The sequence below is a fragment of the Curtobacterium flaccumfaciens genome (assembly GCF_004361695.1).
GTDB lineage: Bacteria > Actinomycetota > Actinomycetes > Actinomycetales > Microbacteriaceae > Curtobacterium > Curtobacterium flaccumfaciens_B.
The window spans coordinates 176274-197068 of sequence record NZ_SNVW01000002.1; the positions used below are offsets into that span (position 1 = coordinate 176274).

Annotated in this window: 17 protein-coding genes and 1 tRNA gene; 4 read left to right on the forward strand and 14 right to left on the reverse strand. The window is 71.7% G+C overall.

The window, feature by feature from the left end:
- Positions 1-39: 39 nt before the first annotated feature.
- Genes EDF64_RS03525 through EDF64_RS03535 form a run of 3 tightly spaced genes read right to left on the reverse strand, consistent with a single transcriptional unit; the run spans position 40 to position 3229 of the window.
- Entirely contained in the window at positions 40-660 is a 621-nt protein-coding gene (locus EDF64_RS03525; protein ID WP_133518712.1) for an isochorismatase family protein, read from the reverse strand.
- A 23-nt stretch (positions 661-683) separates the two neighbouring features.
- Complete coding sequence (gene dacB, locus EDF64_RS03530; RefSeq protein WP_133518713.1) at positions 684-2183, reverse strand: D-alanyl-D-alanine carboxypeptidase/D-alanyl-D-alanine endopeptidase; 1500 nt, start codon at positions 2181-2183, stop codon at positions 684-686.
- 11 nt (positions 2184-2194) lie between these two features.
- Positions 2195-3229 carry a Gfo/Idh/MocA family protein gene (locus tag EDF64_RS03535; protein WP_133518714.1) on the reverse strand — a complete coding sequence of 345 codons (1035 nt, stop codon included), beginning with the start codon at positions 3227-3229 and terminating at the stop codon, positions 2195-2197.
- A 160-nt stretch (positions 3230-3389) separates the two neighbouring features.
- Here EDF64_RS03535 and EDF64_RS03540 point away from each other — a divergent pair, with 160 nt between their 5' ends.
- Positions 3390-5060, forward strand: coding sequence for an HAD family acid phosphatase (locus EDF64_RS03540; protein ID WP_133518715.1), 1671 nt, complete (start codon positions 3390-3392; stop codon positions 5058-5060).
- 70 nt (positions 5061-5130) lie between these two features.
- On the opposite strand, the gene EDF64_RS03545 is transcribed toward EDF64_RS03540, so the two are convergent.
- The 9 genes from EDF64_RS03545 to EDF64_RS03585 all read right to left on the reverse strand — a co-directional run bounded on the left by EDF64_RS03545 (position 5131) and on the right by EDF64_RS03585 (position 13855).
- A tRNA-Thr gene (locus EDF64_RS03545) sits at positions 5131-5203 on the reverse strand.
- Between the two features lie 47 nt (positions 5204-5250).
- Positions 5251-5910: a TetR/AcrR family transcriptional regulator gene (locus EDF64_RS03550; protein WP_133518716.1), complete on the reverse strand. Its 660-nt coding sequence runs from the start codon at positions 5908-5910 to the stop codon at positions 5251-5253.
- 157 nt (positions 5911-6067) lie between these two features.
- The gene (locus tag EDF64_RS03555; RefSeq protein WP_133518717.1) at positions 6068-7210 is read right to left on the reverse strand and encodes a DNA polymerase III subunit delta'; all 1143 of its coding nucleotides are present in this window, start codon (positions 7208-7210) and stop codon (positions 6068-6070) included.
- A 25-nt stretch (positions 7211-7235) separates the two neighbouring features.
- A complete protein-coding gene (gene tmk, locus EDF64_RS03560) occupies positions 7236-7871 on the reverse strand; it encodes a dTMP kinase (RefSeq protein ID WP_133518718.1) in 636 nt (211 codons plus the stop codon).
- Entirely contained in the window at positions 7868-10693 is a 2826-nt protein-coding gene (gene topA / locus EDF64_RS03565; protein WP_133518931.1) for a type I DNA topoisomerase, read from the reverse strand. Before topA ends, tmk begins: the two co-directional genes overlap by 4 nt.
- 506 nt (positions 10694-11199) lie before the next feature.
- Positions 11200-11505: a TadE family type IV pilus minor pilin gene (locus tag EDF64_RS03570; RefSeq protein ID WP_166645586.1), complete on the reverse strand. Its 306-nt coding sequence runs from the start codon at positions 11503-11505 to the stop codon at positions 11200-11202.
- Between the two features lie 46 nt (positions 11506-11551).
- Positions 11552-11815, reverse strand: coding sequence for a DUF4244 domain-containing protein (locus EDF64_RS03575; RefSeq protein ID WP_432207011.1), 264 nt, complete (start codon positions 11813-11815; stop codon positions 11552-11554).
- A gap of 82 nt (positions 11816-11897) precedes the next feature.
- Entirely contained in the window at positions 11898-12860 is a 963-nt protein-coding gene (locus tag EDF64_RS03580; protein ID WP_133518720.1) for a type II secretion system F family protein, read from the reverse strand.
- On the reverse strand, positions 12857-13855 hold the full coding sequence (locus tag EDF64_RS03585) for a TadA family conjugal transfer-associated ATPase (RefSeq protein WP_133518721.1): 999 nt from the start codon (positions 13853-13855) through the stop codon (positions 12857-12859). Before EDF64_RS03585 ends, EDF64_RS03580 begins: the two co-directional genes overlap by 4 nt.
- Before the next feature lie 639 nt (positions 13856-14494).
- Here EDF64_RS03585 and acs point away from each other — a divergent pair.
- Entirely contained in the window at positions 14495-16450 is a 1956-nt protein-coding gene (acs, locus tag EDF64_RS03590; protein ID WP_133518722.1) for an acetate--CoA ligase, read from the forward strand.
- Between the two features lie 79 nt (positions 16451-16529).
- Here acs and EDF64_RS03595 read toward each other — a convergent pair whose 3' ends face one another.
- Both EDF64_RS03595 and EDF64_RS03600 read right to left on the reverse strand, forming a co-directional pair.
- Positions 16530-16991 (reverse strand): RidA family protein, encoded by a 462-nt coding sequence (locus EDF64_RS03595; RefSeq protein ID WP_133518723.1) that lies wholly within the window; start codon positions 16989-16991, stop codon positions 16530-16532.
- Positions 16988-17146: a DUF4177 domain-containing protein gene (locus tag EDF64_RS03600; RefSeq protein ID WP_017888699.1), complete on the reverse strand. Its 159-nt coding sequence runs from the start codon at positions 17144-17146 to the stop codon at positions 16988-16990. Before EDF64_RS03600 ends, EDF64_RS03595 begins: the two co-directional genes overlap by 4 nt.
- Positions 17147-17196: 50 nt before the next feature.
- Here EDF64_RS03600 and EDF64_RS03605 point away from each other — a divergent pair, with 50 nt between their 5' ends.
- Together EDF64_RS03605 and EDF64_RS03610 are read left to right on the forward strand one after the other, a co-directional pair.
- Positions 17197-19761 (forward strand): transglycosylase domain-containing protein, encoded by a 2565-nt coding sequence (locus tag EDF64_RS03605; RefSeq protein WP_133518724.1) that lies wholly within the window; start codon positions 17197-17199, stop codon positions 19759-19761.
- Positions 19758-20714 carry a metallophosphoesterase gene (locus EDF64_RS03610; protein ID WP_133518725.1) on the forward strand — a complete coding sequence of 319 codons (957 nt, stop codon included), beginning with the start codon at positions 19758-19760 and terminating at the stop codon, positions 20712-20714. Before EDF64_RS03605 ends, EDF64_RS03610 begins: the two co-directional genes overlap by 4 nt.
- The last annotated feature ends 81 nt before the right edge of the window (positions 20715-20795 follow it).

Sequence of the window (20795 nt, forward strand, 5' to 3'; positions counted from 1 at the left end):
TCGGTCCGGTGGTCGCGGCGTCCGTCGTGCTGGTGTCGGTCACAGGACTGCTCCTCCGGGGTTCGCGAGCCCCTCGTCCATGTCGCTCGTGCCGATGTGCCCGCCGGCCGTCCGCACCTCGTCGAGGGCGTGCTCGCTGCGCTCCGGGTCCACACCGGCGACCAGGTCGTCGAGGACCTCGACGGCGTACCCGGCGGTGAGTGCGTCGAGCGCCGAGGCGCGCACGCAGTGGTCGGTCGCGAGGCCCACGACGTCGACGGACGTCACGTGGTGCTCGTCGAGGACGTCGGGCAGCGGCACGCCGCCCTCGGTCCGGCCCTGGAAGGCCGAGTAGTCCGGCGTGCCCTGCCCCTTGAAGACGTGCACGTCGATCGGCGCGGTGTCGAGGTCGGGGTGGTAGTCCGCCCCGGGCGTGCCGGCGACGCAGTGCACCGGCCACGTCGTCACGAAGTCCGGCGCAGCGGCACCGGCGAAGTGGCCACCGTTGTCGTCGTCGCCGTGGTGCCAGTCGCGCGACGCGACGATGAGGTCGTACTCGTCGGCGTGCCGGCCGAGGAACGCGGAGATGCGCCGCGCGATCGCCGCTCCCCCGGTGACGGGGAGGGCACCGCCTTCGGTGAAGTCGTTCTGGACGTCGACGATGAGGAGTGCCCTGGCCATGGGGCCATCCAACACCCCGCGGATCAGGACCCGGTGAGCTTGCTCCCGCACGAGTAGGTCGCCGCGGTCACCCGGTCGAGTGCCGGCAGCGCGGCGGCCCGCGGGGACCCGATGGCGTAGAACGCGAACGTCAGACGTGAGCCGTCGGCGGCGTCGATGTAGCCGCCGAGCGTGTTCGCGCTGTCGATCCACCCGGTCTTCGCGTGCACCTTCCCGCGCGCGACCGCGTTCGCCCCGGTGAAGCGGCTGGCGAGCGTGCCGGACTGCCCGGACACGGGGAGCGCGTTCGCGAGCGTGCCGAGGCCCTTCGCGCCCGCGGCGACCTGCACCATGAGGTGGGCGACGAAGTTCGGCGACACCGCGTTCGCGGCGCTCTCGCCCGAACCGTCCTTGATGACGATGCCGGCCGGGTCGACCCCGTACGAGCCGAGCGCCTTCTGGTACACCGACGTCAGCGAGGCGGCGGACCCGTCCGAGCCGGACTGCTTCGACGACAGCCGGGCGAGCATCTCGGCGAGGGTGTTGTCGGAGTTCGGGATCATCTGGCCGATGAGCGTCGACACCGGCTGCGACGACACGGTCGCGATGGTGTCCGAGCTCGTCGTGGCGCGCTTGACGATCTGCGCGTTCGCGGCCCCGGCGACACCGGCGTTCGCCAGTGCCGTGCGGAAGAGGCTGCCCGCACGACCGACCGGGTCGGTGGAGCGCGGCGAGGTGGCGGCACCGGGGTTCGCCCGGTCGCCGTCGACCATCAGCGCGGTGACGTTCGGCTGGTACCCGATCGTCCGCTCGCTGACGGGCCAGGTCGGGTCCCAGGCGTCCGCGTCGTTCCAGTACGTGTCGTCCGTGACGATCGTGGTGACCGGGGTGTCACCGAGCTTCGCCTTCACCTGTTGGGCGAGCTGGCCGAGCGTGGGTGCGCCCGGGTAGACCGTGGCCCCGCCGGCCGAGAGCGTGGCGTCCCCGTGGCCGACGAGCGCGATCGCACCCCCGGACTCCTTCGTCACCGTGGTCGGGATCCGGTACCCGCCGCCGACGACGGCCAACGCCGTCGCCGTCGTCAGGGTCTTCATGACGCTGCCGGTCTGCGCGGCCTTGTCACCGTTCCGCGAGAACAGCACCTGGCCCGTCTTCGCGTTCATCACGTAGCCCTCGAAGGCCCCGAGGCCGCTGGCCGAAGCGGCGGCGTCGATCGTGCACGTGCGGAGGGCTGACGGCCCGGCGGCGTTCTCCGGCACCGCGCGTCCGCTCGGGGTCGGCGTGCTCGACGGCGTCGCGGTGGTCGGCGACGCGCTCGGGCGCACCGACCGGGTCGGGTCGGCGACCGCCGAGGCGGACGACCGGGGCGCGGGCATCGTCGCCGCGGCCACCGCGACGGCACCGCCGGAACCGAGCACGAGCACGGTGGCGAGGCCACCGGCGATCCACGGCACCGGACGACGGGCGGCGGAGGCACGGACGGCGGCGAGCGCGTGGCGGACGCGGTCCGCGACGGAGCGCGACGGAGGCTGGTGGTCGGACATCGCGAACGATCCTACGGAACTGCGGGAGGAGCCTCCAGGCCGTCTTCCTGATCCGTCGTGACGGGACGCTCGTCGGCGGCGTACCGCACGCCCACCTGACGACGTGCCTCGTCCATGAGCGCCATGATCGCGATGGTCTCCTCCGGGTCCATCGGCCCGCCCTCGTGGTTGCCGGACGTCACCATCGACTCGAACGCGCGGACCTCGTGCGCGTAGCCGGTCAGCTCCTCGCGGCCGTCGTACTCCTCCACCACGACGCCGTCCCGGTCGCGGACCCGCCACGTCGTCGGCGTGTACCAGGTCGCGTCGAGGTCGATGCGCCCGTCCTCGCCGATCACCGACGCGGTGTTCGGGCTGCGCAGGTCGAGCCCGAAGTGGATCATCGACTGCGAGCCGCCCGGGTGGGTGAGGACCAGGCCCATCTGGGTGTCCACGCCCTGGTCGCTCAGCGTGCCGGCGGCGAGGACCGACGTCGGCACGCCGAGCACGTCGACCGCGAACGAGATCGGGTAGACGCCGAGGTCGAGGATCGCGCCGCCGCCGAGCGCCGGGTCGTTGAGCCGGTGGTGCGGGTCGGCGGGCAACGCCTGGTGGTGGGTGGCCTCGACGACACGAACGCGTCCGATGCGGCCCTCGGCGACGAGCTCGCGGATCATCGACATCTGCGGGAGGAAGCGGGTCCACATCGCCTCCATCACGGCGACGTCCGCCCGGCGGGCCGCGTCGACCACCCGCCGTGCCTCGTCGGCCGTGATCGTGAACGCCTTCTCGACGAGGACGTGCTTGCCGGCCTCGATCGCGAGCAGGGCGTCGTCGGCGTGACGGGAGTGCGGGGTCGCGACGTAGACCGCGTCGACCTCCGGATCGGCGACGAGCTCCTCGTACGAGCCGTACGACCGAGGGATGCCGAACTCGGCGGCGAACGCCTGTGCCCGGTCGGCCGTGCGGCTGCCGACCGCGACGAACTCCACCCCGGCGGGGACGCAGTCGCCCACGAAGGAGCGTGCGATGCCGCCCGTGCCGATGACTCCCCAGCGAACCGTCATGCGTCCTGTCTACCAGTGCCGCGAGCAGCCACGCCGCTGTCCTCCTGCAGCACTTTGGTATGGACTCCACGGACGATTGCCAGCTAGCGTGCTCCCAGGTCCCCCGAACAGGGGTGACCGTTCCCCCGAGATCCGCCCAGCAGAAAGCGATCAGGTCTCCATGCGCCGATCCGTCCTGTCCGTCGTCGCCACGAGCGCGGCGATCGTCCTCACCTCCACCCTCGTCGGCGTGAGCCCGGCGAACGCACACGGATGGGGCGCACCGGGTCACTCCCCCGGCCACTCCGCCGATGCCCGTCTGACGCCGCGGACGCACTTCACGATGGCGGCCGACGGCTCCTCGGGTGCGACGCAGGGCGGGGAGGGCATCCCGAACATCGACTCCGTGAAGAAGACCATCGCCACCTACTACGGCGACCCCGGCACCGGACTCGCGAACCGCACCGACTCCCCCTACATCCGTGAGATGCGCTCGATCGTCGCCCGGCAGTCCGCCGGCCTGCAGCGCATCCACGACCAGGCCGTCCGGCACGGCGAGAAGCCCGCCATCGTCCTCGACGCCGACGACACCACGCTGTGGACGTACGACATGGAGGTCGCGGACATGCACTTCGTCTTCGACCCCGCCCGCCAGGACGAATGGGTGCAGGACGAACGCTTCCCCGCGACCCCGTCGATGGTGGGCTTCGTCAACCGGGCTCAGGCGATGGGCTTCACGGTCTTCGGCCTCACCGGCCGGAACGACGACCAGAAGGCGGCCACCGTTCAGAACCTGACGAAGGTCGGGTACACCGCCTTCACGCAGGACCGCTTCTTCACGAAGTGGACCGGGGTCGGCGCGTCCCAGCAGCCGTCGTACATCACCTGCGCCACGGCGAAGTGCACCACCGTCGAGTACAAGGCACTGACCCGGAAGCACATCGAGCAGGACCTCGGCTATGACATCACGCTCAACATCGGTGACCAGTGGAGCGACCTGCAGGGCGGGTACGCCGACCGGTCCCTGAAGCTGCCGAACCCCACCTACTACCTGCCCTCCGCGGACCTGCCCGGCGTCTCCGAGCCCCGGCTGTCCCCGCGGACGCAGTTCACGATGGCGGCCGACGGTTCGTCCGGCGCGACCCAGAGCGGTGAGGGCATCCCGAACATCGACTCCGTGAAGTCGACCATCGCGACCTACTACGGCGACCCCGGCACCGGTCTCGCGAACCGCACCGACTCCCCGTACATCCGCGAGATGCGCTCGATCGTGTCGCGCCAGGCGCCCGTCATCGCCGCGCAGTGCGCCGTCGGACGGAAGCTCCACCGCAACCCGGCGATCGTCCTCGACGCCGACGACACCACCCTGTGGACGTACGACATGGAGGTCGCGGACATGCACTTCGTCTTCGACCCTGCCCGCCAGGACGAATGGGTGCAGGACCAGCGCTTCCCCGCCACCCCGTCGATGACCTCGCTCGTGTCCGTCGCCCAGCGCTCCGGCTGCACCGTCATCGGGCTCACCGGCCGCAACGACGACCAGAAGACCGCCACGATCGCGAACCTCGTCAAGGTCGGGTACCCGCAGTTCACCGCGACGAAGAACGGCACCCAGACGTACTACACGAAGTGGACCGGGGTCGGCGCATCGCAACAGCCGTCGTACATCACCTGCGCCACCGCGAAGTGCACCACCGTCGAGTACAAGTCGCAGACCCGCGCACACATCGAGTCCCGCTCGGGTGGCCGGTACGACGTGGTCGCGAACGTCGGCGACCAGTTCAGCGACCTGCTCGGTGGGTCGGCGGACCGCAGCATCAAGCTGCCGAACCCGACGTACTACCTGCCCTGAGCGGCCGGCTCCGGCCCGAACGGGAAACGGCCCCGATGCCCACACTGGTGGGGATCGGGGCCGTTCGCGGAGCCGCCTGTCGGAATCGAACCGACGACCTATTCATTACGAGTGAATCGCTCTACCGACTGAGCTAAGGCGGCGGACGCCCCGGTCAGACCGGAGCGGCACGGGTCACGACTATACAGGTTCAGACGAGAGAACGCGAAACGAGCGCGTCGAGGTCGGCGAAGGACCGCTCGAGCTCGTCGACCAGGTGCGTGTCGCTGTCACCGTCCGACCACTCCCACCACGCGTGCCGCAACGTCGCGAGGGCGACGAGGGACGCGAGCCGCGCGCGACGGCGCAGCGTGGTCGGGTCGGTCCCGAGCACCGGGTCCGTCCCGAGCACCGGTTCGGCGTCCGGTCCGGACAGGCGTTCCACCACGGCCCGTTCGACCTCGGCCTGGAACTCCTTCATCGACTCCATCCGACGGCTGAACAGCTCCGGCGCCGCACGGAGCACCTGCTGCCGCTCCTCGATGAGCCCGCGTTCCTCGATGAGTTCGCGGGTCGAGTGGACGAGCAGCGTACCGAGGTCCGCGAGGAGGTCGCCCTTCGGTCCCCCGGCCACGAACGCCGCACGGGCGGCGTCGTCGGGCAGGGTCGGGTCCTCGCCGAGGATCGCGCCCTCCTTGTTCGGGAAGTAGTTGAAGAACGTGCGCGGGGACACGTCGGCGCGGCGCGAGATCTCGTCGACCGTCACGGCCTGCAGGCCGTCCTCGATCGCGATGCGGAGCGCCGCCTGCTGGATCGCGAGTCGGGTGGCGCGGCGCTTCCGCTCGCGCAGGCCGGGTTCTGCGTCGGACATGTCGCGATTGTCCCACGCGGAGCCGCGGATCGGCGGGCGTCGCGCCTGCCGATGACCAGGCCTGGAGGCGCGGGTCGGCTCCGGAACGCACGCTCGGTCACGACGTGGTGGCGACCAGGGCGTCGGTGCGGCCGAGCCGGGCGTCACCGGCGCGCGGTCAGCGGCTCGCGCGGGCGACCGTGACGAGCAGCGCCTCGAGCGCGAGGAGCGCCGCCACGTTCGCCGCGATCCGCTGACGGGCGAGGGCGATCGCATCGAGGACCTCGAGCGCGGCCGCCGGCGTCACCGACTGCAGCGCGTGGTCGAGGTGCTCCCGCATGGCGAGGTTGACCGGTTCGGCCGGTGCGCCGAGCCCGAGCAGCAGCAGGTCGCGGTACAGCGAGGAGACGTCGACCAGGATGCGGTCGAGGCCGTCCCGCAGACTCCGCGTCGCCCGGCGCTTCTGGTCGTCCTCGAGGGCACGGAGCTGCGACCGGAGTGCCGGTGGGACCGTGCCGCCCGGCTCCACCCCGAGGGACCGCAGTGCCGCGTCGCGCTCTTCGGAGTCGCGCTGCTCGGTGATGGCCTTGGCGTCCTCGTCGGCGACGGCGAGCAGGTCGGCGGCAGCCATCACGGCATCGCCCACGGTGCGCACGCCGAGCACGGTCGTCAGGGTCCGGCGCCGGCGATCGCGGGCGTCCGGGCTGGTGGCGAGGCGCTGGGCCATGCCGATGTGGCTCTGCGCCTGCCGTGCGGCGTCCATCGCGAGGACCCGGTCGACCCCGGTGCGGGCGACCAGCAGGTCGGCGACGGACTCGATGCCCGGCACCCGGAGGCGCACGGAACGGACGCGGGACCGGATCGTCGGCAGCAGGTCCGCCTCGCTCGGAGCGCAGAGGATCCACACCGTGCGCTCCGGCGGTTCCTCGAGCGCCTTGAGCAACAGGTTCGAGGTGCGCTCGGTCATCCGGTCGGCGTCCTCGATGACGACGACGCGGTACCGGCCCACCGAGGGCGAGAAGTGCGACGAGGTCACGAGCTGCCGGATCTCGTCGATGGTGATGATGACCCGCTGCGTCGTGAGGACCGACACGTCCGGGTGGGTCTTCGCGGTGATCTGCCGCAGCGTGTGGTCGTCGTCCGGTCCGCTGCCGACCAGGGCCGCCGCGAACGCCGACGCGACGTTCGACCGACCGGAGCCGGGCGGGCCGGTGATGAGCCACGAGTGGGTCATGCCGCCGGTGCCGTCCGGGGACTCGGCGGCGTGCCGCAGCGACGCCACCGCTTCCTCTTGCCCGGTCAGGCCGTCCCACACGCTCACGGAGCCATCCTGTCAGCCGCCACCGTCATCCCGCGTCGATCCCGACGAGCGGGCCGACCGCGTCACGGATGGCGCGCTGGACCTCGGCCGCCGGGGCGTCGGCGTCGACGACGAGGAAGCGCTCCGGCTCGGCGGCCGCCATGTCCAGGAAGGCGTGCCGGACGGTCTCGTGGAACGCCGCTGCCTCGGACTCGAGCCGGTCGAAGGTGTCCCCCCGGGCCGCCGCGACCCGGGCGCGGCCGACGGTCACGTCGAGGTCGAGCAGGATCGTGAGGTCCGGCACGAGCCCGTCGGCAGCCCACTCCGAGACCGATCGGACGTGCTCGGCGCCGAGGTCCCGCGCGACGCCCTGGTACGCCACCGACGAGTCGATGTAGCGGTCCTGCAGCACGACGTCCCCGCGGGCGATCGCCGGTCGCACCAGCGTCTCGACGTGGTGCGCCCGGTCGGCCGCGTAGAGCAGCGCTTCCGCACGCGGCGCGACGTGCCCGCGTTCGTGCAGCACGATCTCGCGGATCCGGACGCCCAGTTCGGTGCCGCCGGGCTCGCGGGTGCGCACGACCGTGCGGCCGTGCTCCTCGAGCCAGGCGGTCAGGAGCTCCGCCTGCGTGGTCTTCCCCGCACCGTCGCCGCCCTCGAGCGTGATGAAGCGGCCGGTCACTTCTTCTTGGCCGCCGGCTTCCGCGCCGGTGCCTTCTTCTTCACCGGGCCCTTGGCGCGCTTGTCCGCGATGAGCTGGACCGCGCGGGCGTGGTCCACCGCCTCGACGTCCTCGCCGCGCGGGATGGTGGCGTTCGTCTCGCCGTCGGTGACGTACGGGCCGAAGCGGCCGTCCTTCATCTTGATCGGCTTGCCGGACACCGGGTCGGCGTCGAACTCCTTGAGCGCGGCGCTGGCGGCACGGCGTCCGCCGTACTTCGGCTGCGCGAAGAGCTCGAGTGCGCCGGGCAGGTCGACGTCGAAGATGGCGTCCTCGCTCGGCAGGGTCCGGGTGTCGGTGCCCTTCTTGAGGTAGGGGCCGTAGCGACCGTTCTGCGCGGTGATCTCGTCGCCGGACTCCGGGTCCTTGCCCACGGTGCGGGGCAGGTCGAGCAGCTTCAGGGCCGTCTCGAGGTCGACGGTCTGCGGGTCCATCGACTTGAAGAGCGACGCGGTGCGTTCCTTCGGCGCCGCGGCCTTCTTCGTCGTCTTCTTCGCGGGCGCCTTCTTCGCGGCGGTCTTCGTCGCCGTCGCGCCGGCCTCGGCCGGTGCGGGCTCGGCGGCCGTGGTCGTGCCGGCGGTCGTCGCGGCAGCCGTGGTCGCGTCGAGCACCTCGCCCGTCGCGGGGTCCACTGCGGGCTCCGGCTCGGGGGTGCGCTCGGTCACGTAGGGGCCGAAGCGGCCGTCCTTCGCGAGGACTTCCTTGCCGGACTCCGGGTTGATGCCGACGACACGGTCGCCGAGCACCGGGGCGTCCACGAGCTCGCGGGCCTTCTCGGTCGTGAGCTCGTCGGGCGCGAGGTCCTCCGGCACGTTGACGCGACGGGGCTTCTCGGGGTCGTCGCTCGGCACCTCGATGTAGGGGCCGTAGCGACCGATGCGCAGGGTCAGGCCGGGCGCGAGCTCGACCGAGTTGATCTCGCGTGCGTCGATCTCGCCGAGGTTGTCGATGACGGTCCGGAGGCCGCGCTGGTCGCCGCCGCCGAAGTAGAACTCCTTGAGCCAGTCGACCCGGTCCTCGTCGCCGCTCGCGATGCGGTCGAGGTCCTCTTCCATGCCCGCGGTGAAGTCGTACTGCACCAGGTCGCCGAAGTGGTCCTCGAGCAGCCGGACCACGCTGAACGCGATCCAGTTCGGCACGAGGGCGCTGCCGCGCTGCGTGACGTACCCGCGGTCCATGATCGTCGAGATGATCGCGGCGTAGGTCGACGGGCGCCCGATCCCGAGCTCTTCCAGCGTCTTCACCAGGCTGGCCTCGGTGTACCGCGGCGGGGCCGAGGTGTCGTGGCCCTTCGCCTCGACGTCGGTGACCGCGAGGTGGTCGCCCTCGGCCATCTGCGGCAGCTTCGCGTCGTCGCCGCCGCTGCCCTCGCCCGAGGCGCCGTGGCGGTCTTCGTCGCGGCCTTCCTCGTACGCGTTGAGGAAGCCACGGAAGGTGATGACGGTGCCGGACGCGGTGAACTCCACGTCGGTGCCGGACGCCGTGGACGCGAGGCCCTCGACCGACTCGGTCGACGTGACGCCGAGCACGACCGAGGCCGTCGAGCCCTTCGCGTCGGCCATCTGGGACGCGACGGTGCGCTTCCAGATCAGGTCGTACAGGCGCCAGTCGTTGCCGCGGAGCACGCCCTCCATCTCGGACGGCGTGCGGAAGGTGTCACCGGCGGGGCGGATCGCCTCGTGCGCCTCTTGCGCGTTCTTGCTCTTGCCGACGTAGCTGCGGGGCTTGTCCGGGATCGTCTCGGCGCCGTACAGCGACGCGGCCTGCTTGCGTGCCGCGGTGATCGCCTGCTGCGAGAGCGAGGACGAGTCGGTACGCATGTAGGTGATGTGCCCGTTCTCGTAGAGCGACTGCGCGACGCTCATCGTCTGGCGGGCGGAGAACCGGAGCTTGCGGGCGGCCTCCTGCTGGAGGGTCGACGTGGTGAACGGTGCGGCCGGGCGACGGGTGTACGGCTTCGAGTCGACGCTGCGGACGGTGGCGTCACCTGCACGCTCGAGCACGGCGGTCAGCGCTGCGGCGGCGGCCTCGTCGAGGCGGACGATGTCGCCCTTCAGCGCACCGCGGTCGTCGAAGTCGCGGCCGGAGGCGACCCGGGTGCCGTGGATGCGTGCGAGCCGAGCGGTGAAGGCGGTGTCGCCCTGCTTCTCGAAGCGCGCGCTGAGGTCCCAGTAGTTGGCGGAGACGAACGCCAGGCGCTCGCGCTCACGGTCGACCACGAGACGGGTGGCGGCGGACTGCACGCGGCCGGCGGAGAGACCGGGGCCGATCTTCCGCCAGAGCACCGGCGAGACCTCGTACCCGTAGAGACGGTCGAGGATGCGGCGGGTCTCCTGCGCGTCGACCAGGGCGGTGTCGAGCTCACGGGTGGCCTCCTGCGCGCGCTGGATCGCCTCCTTCGTGATCTCGTGGAAGACCATGCGCTTCACCGGCACCTTGGGCTTCAGCACCTGGAGGAGGTGCCACGCGATGGCCTCGCCCTCGCGGTCCTCATCAGTTGCGAGGTAGAGCTCGTCGGCGTCCTTCAGTGCCCGCTTGAGCTCGGAGACCGTCTTCTTCTTCGCGTCGGAGACGACGTAGTACGGCTCGAAGCCGTTGTCGACGTCGACCGAGAACTTGCCGAGGGAGCCCTTCTTGAGCTCCGCGGGCAGGTTCTTGGGCTCGACGAGGTCGCGGATGTGTCCGACGGACGCCTGGACCTCGTATCCGTCCCCGAGGTATTGCGCGATCGTCTTCGCCTTCGCGGGGCTCTCGACGATGACGAGCTTCTTCGTGCCTGGCACGTGTCTCCTTGATCGATGGTGCGCGTCGGCCCTGGACGACGAACGCGTCCGGGTCGACCGGGGCACCGGTGACCGGGGGCCGACAGGCACACCATACACATAGTGTTCGGGCTGGTCGTCCGCCGGACCGGCGACCGCGACTGCGCCCACGGCGAACGGTCCGCCGTCGACGACGACGCCGACACGGGCGCTCGCAGCGGCGGTCGAACAGGCCTCGACGGCGGCGCCGTTGGCATGGGCGACGGTCTCGGCGAGCTGGCACGGATCCCCCGGGACGAGGCCCACGAGCGCGGACGCCGCGGCGAGCGCCGATGCGTCCGCCGCGGCCTGTGCGCGGACCGTCCCGACGCGGACGCCGGCGCCGGCGAGCGCGGCGGACACGGCCACGAGCGCGACCGCGACGACGGCCGTGACGAGCAGCGTGGCCGACCCCCGGTCCCCCGCCGTCCCCTCCGGCACAGTCCGGTCCGGCACAGTCCGGTCCGGCACCCTCCGGTCCACCACGCTCACCGGCCGCCCTCGGCAGCGCACGCCGTCGCACGCAACGGCACGGCCGCGAACGGTCCGGCCCCACCCCGCGACGCCTCGACGCACACGACGTCTCCCCCGCGCTGCACGGTGACGGACGCCCCCGGCGCGATCCGCTCCACGGCTGCTCGTCCACCGCCGTCGTCACCCCGCCCGATCGACCGTGCGGCCGTCGCGGCGGCCAGTTGCAGCCGACCCACCCCGTCGACGACGACGACCGCGGCGACGAGCGACGTCAGCACCAGGGCGACGACCGGGAGCACGACCGCGAACTCGACGGTCACCGTGCCGCGCTCCCCGGCCGCCGTGTCACGCCCGTGCCGGCGCCGGTCAGAGGGAGAGCGCACCGCGGACGAGTTCGGTGAGGATGCCCTGCACCTCGCCGGAGCGCATCACCGCGACGAGCACCCCGGCGAAGGCCACCGCGGCGAGGATCACGACGGCGTACTCCGCGGTGGCCGAACCGCGGTCGTCACGGAGTCGGCGCCGGAGTCCGGCACCGACGCCGGTTCGGATGCGAGAGCGGGAGCGAGCGCGAGCGCGGGTGCGGGCGCGGTGCGGGGTGGATGTCGTGCTGGTCGGTGTGTCGGTCATGGTCCGTCCTTCCTGAAGGGGTGTCCCCAGCCTCGCGTCCGGCGCCGGCCGAGCCGCCCGGTCGCGGCGATCTGTGGACGGTTCACGTGCCGGCGACGACGGTGGAGGAGAGGACGCCGACCACCACGGGCACGACCCCCACGAGGACGAAGGCCGGCAGCACGCAGACCCCGAGCGGCAGCACGAGCCGGACCGCCAGGCGTTCGGCGGCCGCGAGGCCCGCGGCGGCAGCGTCGTCACGGACGTCCTCGGCGGCGGCACGCAGCAGCGTGGCGGCGGGCACCCCGGCGCGCTGGGCGAGCTGGAGGACCTCACGCAGGCGATCGCCCTCGGCGTCCTGCGCTCCGCGGGCAGCGGGTGCCACGACCCCGTCGAACGCCTCCCGCACGGCTGCACCGCTCGTCGCCCACGACCCACCGCCGGACACCGCGACGGCCCACGCGTCGAGCAGCACGCCGGGCACGTGCCCGTCCGGGGTGGCCGCACGGACGAGTCGAGCCGTCCACGTCCGGCCGGCACCGACCAGGGCGGCGGCCACGGCACAGCAGGTCCACCCGACCGGCGTGGTGAGGAGCACCTCGACGGCACCCGCGCCCCAGGTCGAGCCGAGGGCGAGCCCGAGGGCCGGCAGAGCGAGGACGACCCGGGCGCTGGCCCGCGGCCCGGCGAGCGCCACCCGCACCGCCCGGTCCGAGGCGGCCGATCGGCGGAGCGCCCCGGCGAGCGCCCGGAGCGCGACCGCGGCGGGTGCGCCGGTGTGCGACGCGACGCGGAGCACGGCGGCGACGTCCTGCCAGGCGGGCTCGTCACCCCCGGGGAGCCCGCCGACCAGTTCCCAGGCGCGTGGCGGCGGCACGCCGGCGCCGACCAGGGTCGCGACGCGGTCCAGCGTCCGGGCGGCCGCCGCGGCGCCGTCGGCAGCCTGCAGCCGGGGGCGACCGCGACCAGGCCGCCCCTGCCCGCCGCCCGGCCGCCCCTGCTCACCGCCCGGGCGGGCCGCGCCCCGGCGAGCCGAGGGGCGCGGTGGAGCCGGCCGCCCCGTCACCGCAGCCGGTCCACCGGGCGCACCTCGAGCCTCCCGTCCGCCCCGACGCGGAACGTGCCCACACCGCTCAGCCGTCGTCGCCCACCGCGCCGCTCCACGTGCAGGACCGAGTGGAAGGCGCTGACCGCCTGGCGGGCGAGCGCCTCGGGCCCGAGTCCGGCGAGCGCGCCGAGTGCCTCGAGCCGTGCCGCCACGTCGTCGAGGCCGTTCGCGTGCACGGTGCCGGCGCCGCCGTCGTGGCCGGTGTTGAGCGCCGAGAGGAGCTCGCGGACCTCCGCTCCCCGGCACTCCCCCACGACGATCCGGTCCGGACGCATCCGCAGGGCCTCACGGACGAGGCGGTCGAGGCCGAGCGCGCCGGCCCCCTCGGCGTTCGCCTGTCGGGCTTCGAGCGAGACGACGTGCGGGTGGTCGATCCGGAGTTCGGCGAGGTCCTCGACGGTGACGATCCGTTCGGTGCGCGGGACCGCACCGAGCATCGCGGCGAGCAGCGTCGTCTTCCCGCTGCCGGTGGCCCCGGTGACGAGGACGTTCCGGCGTTCGTCGACGACCCGTTGGACGACCGACCGCGGCACCCGCGCGAACGCGCCGAGCCGCTCCAGCGCGGCGAGGGTCGGGAGCTCCGGGCGCGGCAGCCGGATCGACACGGCGGTACCGCTGACCGAGACCGGAGCGAGCACGACGTGCACCCGGATCCCGTCGCCGTGCCGGACGTCGGCGCAGGGTGTGGTCTCGTCGACGTGCCGACCGCCCCGGGCGACGAGTTCGGTCGCCAGGTCGCGCACGCGGCGTTCGGGAAGGTCCGGCGGGACGCGTTCGAGCCCGCGCCCGCGGTCGACCCAGGTGCCGTGTCCACCGAGGACGAGGACGTCGGTGACGGTCGCGTCGCCGACGAGGGCGGCGAGTTCCTCGAAGTCGGCTGCGGCCAGCTCGCGCCGGCGGGCGGGGTGGGGTGTGCCGGGCAGGAAGGGCGTGTCAGCACGGTGTCGGCGCATGCCCCAGAACGTACGAGGGGACGACGGGCGAACGGCGACGGTGGCGGTCTCGGTGGAGAAGCGACCAGACCCCACAGCAGTGAACAGATTTGTACCCCGAAGCAGATTGCCGTACCCCACTCGGTGTCACCGGGTCGGGTGCGCTCCCGCCACCCCGAACGGTGTCCCCACAGGGTTGCCGACGACAACAGAACGCGGTGCAACCGACGACGAGGTCGATGCAAGAGCATGGACAGGTCTGTCCACGCTTCCGCTTGTCCATGCGGATCGGGCACGCACGGAGGCCTCGGGGGCCGACTGTTCGAGCGGTACGCGTCCCGGAAAACAGAAGAGGCGGCACCGGTTGGGGGGAACAGGTGCCGCCTGGACATCGGTGGATTGGGGGGAATCCGAACCGTTGCCGCCGGAAACGAGTCCAGCGAGAACTACTGTACCCCATGAACCGCCCCACCGGGCAACCCCCGATCCGACTTCCGGGCGCGCCGGGCCCGCTCGGCGCACGACGCCGCCGATGCACGATGCGCGATGAACCGCCGGCCGCGCTCGGCCACACCACACGCGCCCCGGAGCGAGCCCGACTCCGACCGAGGGGTAGTCTCCGACTGCACCACCCGGCCGCAACGACGCGAAAGGACATCGATGTCCACTCCGACCCAGACCGATCCCCGCCACGACGACGATGCCGCGACCTTCCCGCCACCCCCGGAGTTCGTCGCCGACGCGGTCGCGCACGAGGACCTGCACGAAGCAGCCGCCGCCGACCGTGAGGCGTTCTGGGCCGAGCAGTCCCGCACCCTGCTGGACTGGCGCACCCCCTTCACGCAGACCCTCGACTGGTCGGGCGCACCGTTCGCGAAGTGGTTCGCCGACGGCACGCTCAACGTCGCCGAGAACTGCCTCGACCGGCACGTCCGCGCCGGCAACGGGGACCGGGTCGCGATCCACTTCGAGGGTGCCCCCGGCGACACCCGCCGGATCACGTACGCCGAGCTCACCGCCGAGGTGCAGCGCGCCGCGAACATGCTCACCGACCTCGGTGTCGGGCGCGGCGACCGCGTCGTCGTCTACCTCCCCCTCATCCCCGAGGCGGTCGTCACGATGCTCGCCGTCGCCCGCATCGGCGCCGTGCACTCGGTCGTCTTCGGCGGCTTCAGCGCGGAGAGCCTGCGGGCCCGCATCGAGGACGCCGGCGCGAAGCTCGTCGTGACCGCGGACGGTGGCTGGCGCCGCGGAGCGGTGTCGGCGCTCAAGCCCGCGGTCGACGAAGCGCTCGAGGGCGAGGGCACCGACAGCGTCGAGCACGTGCTGGTCGTCAAGCGCGGCGGGAACGAGATCGCCTGGAACGACCGCGACCTGTGGTGGCACGACGAACTCGCGAAGGCCGCCCCGGACCACGCCGCCGAGGCGTTCCCGGCCGAGAACCCGCTCTTCATCCTCTACACGTCGGGGACCACCGGGAAGCCGAAGGGCATCGTGCACACCTCCGGCGGGTACCTGACGCAGGCCGCGTACACGCACAAGAACGTGTTCGACATGCACCCGGAGAAGGACGTCTACTGGTGCACCGCCGACATCGGGTGGATCACCGGCCACTCGTACGTCGTCTACGGCCCGCTCGCGAACGGCGTCACGCAGGTCCTCTACGAGGGCACCCCGGACGAGCCGAAGCCCGGCCGCTGGTGGGACCTCGTCGACGCGTACGGCGTGACGGTCCTCTACACGGCGCCGACCGCGGTGCGCGCGGCCATGAAGGCCGGCCGCGAGATCCCCGAGGCCCGCAGCCTCGAGACCCTCCGCCTGCTCGGCAGCGTCGGTGAACCGATCAACCCCGAGGCGTGGAACTGGTACCGCCAGGTGATCGGGCACGACCGGACCCCGATCGTCGACACGTGGTGGCAGACCGAGACGGGCGCGATCATGATCTCCGCCCTGCCCGGCGTCACGAAGCTCAAGCCCGGCGCCGCGCAGACGCCGCTGCCCGGCATCGTCGCCGAGATCGTCGACGACGACGGCAACCGCGCCGACCCGGGCGAGAGCGGCTACCTCACGATCACGGAGCCCTGGCCGTCGATGGCGCGCGGCATCTGGAACGACCCGGACCGCTTCGTCGAGACGTACTGGTCGCGGTTCCCCGGCCGGTACTTCGCGGGCGACGGCGCTCGGCTCGACGGCCAGGGCGACATCTGGATCCAGGGCCGCGTCGACGACGTCATGAACGTCTCCGGGCACCGCCTGTCGACGGCCGAGATCGAGTCCGCCCTGGTCGGGCACGAGGGCGTGGCCGAGGCCGCCGTCGTCGGTGCCGCCGACGAGACGACCGGACAGGCGGTCGTCGCCTACGTCATCCTCACCGCCGAGGCCGCCGCCGACGTCGACCGGGAAGCCGCGGCGACGGAGCTCCGCAACTGGGTGGGCAAGCGCATCGGCGCGATCGCGAAGCCCCGGCAGGTGGTGATCGTGCCCGACCTGCCGAAGACGCGCTCCGGCAAGATCATGCGGCGTCTCCTCCGCGACGCGGCCGAGGGCCGCCGCATCGGTGACACGACGACGCTGGCCGACCCGACGATCATGGCGACCATCGCGGAACTCATGTGAGTCCGCACACGTGAGCCGCGCCTCCAGTCCGGATCCGACTGGAGGCGCGGCTCAGGTGACGTGCGCTGCTGACGGTCCGTCAGTCGGTGAGTTCCACCACCAGCTCGACCTCCACCGGCGCGTCCAGCGGCAGGACCGCGACGCCCACCGCGCTCCGCGCGTGGACGCCGGCGTCGCCGAAGACCTCGCCGACCAGGGTCGAGGCGCCGTTGGCGACTCCGGGCTGGCCCGTGAAGGACGGTTCCGACGCGACGAACACCGTGACCTTGACGACCCGGGCGACACGGTCGAGCGAGCCGGCGACCGACTCGACGGCGGCGAGGGCGTTGAGCGCTGCCACGCGCGCCTGCGCGGTGGCGGTCTCGGCGTCGACCGAAGCCCCGACCTTGCCGGTGACGGGCAGTGCGCCGTCGACGAACGGCAGCTGGCCGGCGGTGTAGACGTACCGGCCGGTGACGACCGCGGGGACGTACGCCGCAACGGGTGCGGCGACCGGCGGGAGCGTCAGGCCGAGCTCGGCGAGGCGGTCCGCGACGCTCATGCGTCGGCCTTCGGGCGCTTCAGGTACGCGACGAGACCGCCCTCGGGACCGGTGACGATCTGGACCAGCTCCCAGCCCTCGTCCCCGTAGTTGTTGAGGATCGCGGTGGTGTTGTGGATCATCAGGGGCGTGGTGAAGTACTCCCAGCGAGTCATGCGGTTCCTTGCCAGCCTTTCAGTCGGGGGTGTCGTTTAGGCTGCATCCTATGTCTGCCCAGAAGACGTCTGCCTCGCGGACCAAGCCCGTCTCTGCAGTCGGCGCCTTCGTCGGTTTCGTCGGTTTCAGCGTGCTCGCCGGCCTGCTCGTCACGATCGGTGTCACCCCGGCGATCGCGGTCGCCGGTGTCACGACCACCTCGACGATCGGCGTGTTCGAGTCCCTGCCGGAGTACATCGAGATCGGTGACCTCCCGCAGCGCAACGAGCTGTACGCGTACTCGAACGGCAAGCCCGTCAAGCTCGCGACGGTCTACGACCAGAACCGCGAAGAGCTGAAGTTCGACCAGATCAGCGACCAGCTGAAGAACGCGGCGATCGACGGCGAGGACAAGCGCTTCTACGACCACGGCGGCGTCGACGTGACCTCGCTCGTCCGCGCGGGCGTCGGTTCGCTCGCCGGCGGGCTCGGCGAGTCCGGCGGTGGCTCGACCCTGACGATGCAGCTCGTCCGCAACATCAAGATGAACCAGGCGCTCGAGCTCCCCACGCAGGAAGAGCGTCTCAAGGCGTACAACGACGCCGTCGAGCAGACCATCCCCCGCAAGCTCGAGGAGATGAAGCTCGCGATCGGCCTCGCGAAGAAGTACACCCACAAGGAGATCCTGACCGGGTACCTCAACATCGCGTACTTCGGCGACCAGACCTACGGCGTGCAGGCCGCCGCGCAGCACTACTACAACAAGAGCGCCACCGACCTCACCCCGGCCGAGGCAGCCTCGATCCTGGCGATCGTGCAGTCCCCGAACACGCGCAACCTGTCGAACCCGAAGTACTACGAGGCCAACGTCGCGCGACGCAACGTCATCCTCAAGTCGATGTACGCGCAGAAGCACCTGACGAAGGCCGACTACGACAAGGCCGTCGCGTCGAGCCCGAAGGACTACGTCCACCTCACCGAGCCGAAGCAGGGCTGCCAGTCGGCGGCCGGCAACGGCGCGCAGTTCTTCTGCGACTACGCGGTGAAGGTCGTCAAGCAGATGTCCCAGCTGGGCAGCTCCGACAAGGCCCGCGCCACCGCGTGGCGCAACGGTGGCTACAAGATCCAGACCACCCTCGACATCAACCTGAACGGGCAGCAGAAGGACCTGCTGAACACCTACGACCCGAAGACGGAGACCCGCCTGCAGCTCGGCGGTGCCCTCAACTCGGTCGAGACGACGACCGGGCGCATCCTCACGATGGCCCAGAACAAGGACTACGACCAGTCCCTGCAGTCGCCGCCGAGCTCCACCTCGATCAACTACAGCGTGGACAAGGAGTACGGCGGGTCCATCGGTTTCCAGGTGGGATCGACGTACAAGGTGTTCACCCTGCTCGACTGGCTGAAGGCCGGCCACGGGCTCAGCGAGAGCGTCAACGGGACACCGCACAACACCTCGCAGTGGACGCAGTGCAAGGAGACGATCAACTCGGCCTGGGCGCCGAAGAACGACTCCGCGGGTGAGAACGGCATGTTCACCGTGGCCCGTGCCACCGCGCTCTCCGTGAACGCGGCGTTCGCGTCGATGGCGGCGAAGCTCGACCTGTGCGACATCCGGCAGACCGCGCAGGACCTCGGCGTCCACTCGGCCGACGAGAAGACCGAGCTGAACGCGTACCCGTCCTCGATCCTCGGCACGAACAACATCGCGCCGCTGACGATGGCCTCCGCCTACGCGACCATCGCGAACAACGGCACGTACTGCTCGCCGATCGCGATCGACAAGATCACCAACGCCGCCGGCAAGGACCTCGGCGGTCAGCCGAAGCAGTGCAAGCAGGTGCTCGACCCGAGCGTCGCGGCGACCGCCGCGTACGCCCTGCGCGGCACCATCCAGTACGGCACCGCGGTCGGCGCCCAGACCGCCGACGGCACGCAGCTGTTCGCGAAGACGGGTACCACCGACGACGCCGACCAGATCTGGCTCGTCGGTGCCAGCTCCAAGGTCGCCACGGCGTACTGGCAGGGCAACACGGACGGCGCCAAGACCAACCTCCGGCACTACTACTCCGGAGCGGGCTACGGCTCGTACGCCTCGCAGCGTGCGCACGTCTGGCAGCAGGCGATGACCCCGATCAACCAGCTCCACCCGGCGGACCCGTTCCCGACCCCGTCGTCGACCGCGCTCCGCGGCAACAGCGTCAACGTCCCCTCGGTCGCCGGCAAGACGACGGACGAGGCACGCTCGGTGCTCGCGGGTGCCGGCTTCACCTACGTCGACGGCGGGACCCAGCCGGGCGGCGGCGCTGCCGGCACGGTGTCGTCGACCTCGCCGGCAGCCGGTGCGCTGCTGTCGACCGGCTCGAGCGTCACGGTGTACACCTCCGACGGATCCCAGGCGACCGTGCCCGCGGTGACCGGCAAGAGCGTGCAGGACGCCCGCAAGGACATCGGTGCCGCCGGCTTCACGAAGATCGCCGTCGCCGATTCGTTCCAGAAGGGCAACGGCGACAACCAGTGCACCGTCGCCTCGGTCGACCCGGGCGCCGGGACGAACACGAGCAAGGACACCACGGTGTCGGTCACGCTGTTCGGCGACAAGAACGGCAAGGCGCCCAAGGACTGCAAGTGACCCGCGGTCGCGCCGCGCTCGGCATCGTCGCAGCGGGCGCGGCCGTGGGCGCCGCGACGGCTGCCTGGGGCACGCTCGTCGAACGGCGTCGCTTCGGCATCCGGTGGGAGACCGTCCCGGTCCTCCCGCCGGGGTCGCGCGACGTGACGGTCCTGCACCTCTCGGACATCCACATGGCGCCGTGGCAGGCGGACAAGCAGCAGTGGCTCCGCGACCTGAGCCTCGTCGAGCCGGACTTCGTCGTGAACACCGGGGACAACCTCGGACACCCGACGGCCAACGCCGCGGTCGAGTACGCACTCGAGCCGTTCCGCGGTGTCCCGGGAGCGTTCGCGTACGGCTCGAACGACTTCTACGGCCCGACGCCGCGGAACCCGTTCAAGTACTTCTCCGGCCCGAGCCGGCACCACCCCGGTCACCGCGCGGTCGAGCTCGACATCGACCGCCAGACCGCGTTCTTCGAGTCGCTGGGGTGGCTCGACGTGAACGACCAGGCGCACGCGATCGAGCTCCGCGGATCGCGGTTCGAGCTGTTCGGCACCTCGGACGCCCACCGTGACTGGGACCGGCTCGACCTGCTGCCCACGAACGTCGACGAGATGCGCAGCGACGTGCCGTGGTCGGAGGACGAGGACGGCCCCTCCCCCGTCGCGATCGGCATCACGCACGCGCCCTACCGCCGGGTGCTCGACGCCTTCGTCACCCAGGGTGCCGACATCGTGTTCGCCGGACACACCCACGGCGGACAGGTGCAGGTGCCGGGCGTCGGTGCCCTCGTGACCAACTGCGACCTGCCGCGACGGTACGTCAGCGGCCTGCACAAGTGGCAGCACCGCGGGCAGTGGTCGTGGCTCGAGGTCTCGGCGGGCCTCGGCACGTCGATCTACGCGCCCGTCCGGTTCGCCTGCCGTCCCGAAGCCGTGGTCGTCACCCTGACGGCGCGGACCGACTGAGGCACCCCGGTACGACGCGCCCGGGAGTTCGCCCGATGGTCACGACCACACCGGATCATCGGATAGACTTCTGGGGTTGCT